The sequence below is a fragment of the Pseudoalteromonas sp. AOP7-A1-14 genome (genome assembly GCF_052376275.1).
In the GTDB taxonomy this organism is placed as follows: Bacteria; Pseudomonadota; Gammaproteobacteria; order Enterobacterales; family Alteromonadaceae; genus Pseudoalteromonas.
The window spans coordinates 1-3,494 of sequence record NZ_JBQSVO010000189.1; the positions used below are offsets into that span (position 1 = coordinate 1).

At 38.9% G+C, this 3,494-nt stretch carries 3 protein-coding genes; 1 reads left to right on the forward strand and 2 read right to left on the reverse strand.

The window, feature by feature from the left end; translation table 11 throughout:
* Window positions 1–117: 117 nt before the first annotated feature.
* Together ACT3RM_RS17280 and ACT3RM_RS17285 are read right to left on the reverse strand one after the other, a co-directional pair.
* Window positions 118–948, reverse strand: a complete 831-nt coding sequence (locus tag ACT3RM_RS17280; RefSeq protein ID WP_441835035.1) for a CvfB family protein — start codon at window positions 946–948, stop codon at window positions 118–120.
* Window positions 949–950: 2 nt separating this feature from the next.
* Window positions 951–2,279 carry a DEAD/DEAH box helicase gene (locus tag ACT3RM_RS17285; protein WP_441835034.1) on the reverse strand — a complete coding sequence of 443 codons (1,329 nt, stop codon included), beginning with the start codon at window positions 2,277–2,279 and terminating at the stop codon, window positions 951–953.
* Between the two features lie 196 nt (window positions 2,280–2,475).
* Between ACT3RM_RS17285 and trhO the strand changes: the two genes are divergently transcribed.
* Window positions 2,476–3,483, forward strand: a complete 1,008-nt coding sequence (gene trhO / locus ACT3RM_RS17290) for an oxygen-dependent tRNA uridine(34) hydroxylase TrhO (RefSeq protein ID WP_441835033.1) — start codon at window positions 2,476–2,478, stop codon at window positions 3,481–3,483.
* The last annotated feature ends 11 nt before the right edge of the window (window positions 3,484–3,494 follow it).

Genomic DNA, 3,494 nt, shown 5'->3' on the forward strand with positions numbered 1-3,494 from the left:
GAAAGCGAGTTTATCGCCCGTCTGAACTCACAGCTCATAGTTGCCATTGAAGCTTATAAAAAAGAGCAAAGCTTTCACTTTACTCTTTTATTAAGCATTTAATATTATTAGTTTTTATTATTTTAACTTAATAGACTTAGCTTCAATATCAATTAAACCTTGCTTAAACAAACCGCCTATGGCTTTTTTATAGTTTGCTTTACTAGTAGCGAAGACCTTTTTAATAAGTACAGGATCTGACTTATCACCAATTGCTAAAACACCGCCTTCGTCTTTTAGCTTTTGCATGATTTTTTCACCTAGTTCACTTACTTTTCCCATACCTGGCTTTTCAAGTATCACGTCAATTTTGCCATCTTCACGGACTTTATGGATAAAGCCTGTTAATTTTTGGCCGATAAATAAATTCTTAAATACCATATTATAAAAAACCACACCAAAATGTGCTTCTTCAATCAATACTTTGTAGCCGATATCTGTTTTGCCAGCCACAATTAAATTGACTTCCTGAAGGGCAGTGTATTGTGGTTCATCTTTTGATAGAAAACGATTGAAATTACTAGATGCACAAATACGTGAGCTTGCGTTATCTAAGTAAAGACGTACCAAGTAGGAGTGGCCTTCTTGCATACGTGGTTTTTGTTCATTGAACGGGGCAAGTACATCTTTGTCTAATCCCCAATCTAAGAAAGCCCCAATGCTGTTGATTTCTTTAACACGAAGTAGGGCGTATTCACCAACTTGAGCAATCGGCTTTTTAGTTGTTGCTGTAGCAAGATTGGCATGATCAAGGTAAATAAATACGCTAATGCTATCGCCGGCTTCAAGCTCATGTTTAATTTCTTGGCTAGGTAAAAATACTTCACCTAAATCATGGCCATCAAGATAAGCACCTTCGTTTGATACTTCATTTACAAATAAGGTTTGGGTGGTTCCGAGGTAACTCATAATTATTCCTGCTCAGGCTTTTTTTTGCGACGCATGGGCGTATTAGCGTCTATATCAATAGGGGCTTTAATTGGCGCTTTTGGTTTTTTGGGGCTGGTTTTTCGCTTTGGTTTTATACTTTTTGAAACAACGGCTTTTTTATCTGTTTTAACTGATTCTGGAGTAACCTTTTTCTCACGTAAGCCTTTAAATTTACCGGTAAGGCCTTCGATAGTATGAAAAGTTAGTTCGTCATTTAAAAATGCTTTGATTGCTTTATAGCTCAGCCAATCTTTTGGTCCGACTAACGAAATCGCAGTTCCTTTAAAACCAGCACGGCCGGTACGACCTATGCGGTGTACATATTCCTCGGCGTGTTTAGGTAAGTCAAAATTAATAACATGAGTTACACTTAATAAATCTAAGCCACGAGAGGCTACATCAGTGGTGATCAGTACTTTAAAGTTTTCACGACTAAACGCATCCATAATATCGAGACGTTTATTTTGTGTTAAATCGCCAGCGAGTGCTTGTGCTTTAATGCCTTTTGCAGTTAATAAATCACTTAATCTTTGAGTATCAGAGCGCGTAGCAGTAAAGATAATACACTGTCCCACATCATCTTGCGTGACAAAATGCTTAAGTAGGGCTTCTTTATGATCTAAGTGATCTGCTAAATATAAGCTTTGTTTAATATCTGAATGCTGCTCGTTAGCGGCGCTTAGCGTAATTTGTTTTGGTTTACGTAATAAATTACGTGATAGGGCATCAATTTGAGCATGATCAAGTGTTGCTGAAAACAATAACGTTTGGCGTAATCGATGGTCGGCCAACTCATTAATCATTTTTATTTGTTCAGAAAAACCTAAGTCTAAAATGCGGTCGGCTTCATCAAATATAAGTAACTCAAGGCCACTTAACTGTAATGAACGTTGAGTCAGATGATCAGCCAAACGCCCTGGTGTGGCGATGACAAATTGCGGATCATTACGTAGTGCTTTAACTTGGTCATTAAAGTTTTCGCCACCGAGTATTTTTACTGCTTTTATATTAGTACCCGCAATGAGCAATCTAAGTTGGGTAAATACTTGGGTTGCAAGCTCGCGAGTGGGAGCGACAATTAATGCCCGAGGATCACGTTTACTGAGTGCTCTTTGCTTCATAACACGCTGCACGGCAGGTAATAAAAACGCTAATGTTTTACCTGACCCCGTTTTAGACTGAGCGAAAATGTCATGGCCTGCAAGTGCTGTAGGCACCGCATGGGCTTGAATATCAGTGGGCTGAGTGATCCCTTGGTGGGCAAGCTGCTTTTCAAGGCGTGTATCAATCCCAAGTTCAGTAAAATGCAATGTGTTGTTCTCCGATGAGCAAAATCAAATAAAATACAGTTTATTATAACGTAGATATACACCAAGGAGACAGGAAAAACGCAGTAACTTAGCTAGTTTTTGCAATTAAATGTAAATCGGGTAAAATGCGCGCCTGCGCCGGATTTACGATTCGGTTGTTGCCAATATTGGCTCTCAAAGCAAAATAGGAATCCCCATGTCTGCTGTACATAAAGATAATGTCACCAGTGAACACTTTGTTGTGTGCGCGCTCTATAAATTTGTTGCTTTACCTGAGTTTGAAGCATTACGTCAGCCGCTGTTAGCGGTAATGGAAGCCAATGAGGTACGTGGTACATTATTACTTGCCGCTGAAGGTATTAATGGAACGGTATCGGCTAAACGCCAAGGTATTGACAATTTACTCGCATGGCTTAGCACACAACCAAGCCTTGATAATATAGTGACTAAAGAATCGTTTGATGACGAATGCCCATTTTACCGTACTAAAGTAAAACTCAAAAAAGAAATTGTAACAATGGGTGTTGAGGGTATAGACCCTCTAAAAGCTGTCGGTAGCTATGTGAAACCAAAAGATTGGAATGCTTTAATCTCAGATCCAGAGGTTATCTTAATTGATACACGCAATGACTACGAAATTGAGATTGGTACTTTTCAAAATGCAGTCGATCCAAATACGACTACATTCCGTGAATTTCCGCAGTGGGCAAAAGAAAATTTAGATCCTAAAAAGCATAAAAAAGTAGCCATGTTTTGTACTGGCGGTATTCGCTGCGAAAAATCAACTGCCTACATGAAAGAGAAGGGCTTTGATGATGTATATCACCTTGAAGGTGGTATTTTAAAATATTTAGAAGAAGTGCCAAAAGAGGAAACCATGTGGGAAGGTGAGTGTTTTGTATTTGATAATCGCGTTGCCGTAGATCATGATTTACAAAAGGGTTCATACGATCAATGTCATGCGTGTCGTATGCCTATCACTGAGCAAGAAAAACAAAAGCCTGAGTACATGGAAGGTGTGTCATGTCATCATTGTATAGATAATGTTACTGATGAACAAAGAGCGCGCTTTGCTGAACGACAAAAACAAATAGAACTTGCACAAGCCCGTGGCGAAGGTCACATCGGTAATGAAGCTCAAGCTGTTTTACAAAAACGTAAAGATGCTAAAAAAGCACAAAAAGACGCTCAACGTCAAAAGTAGCTTTAATACAG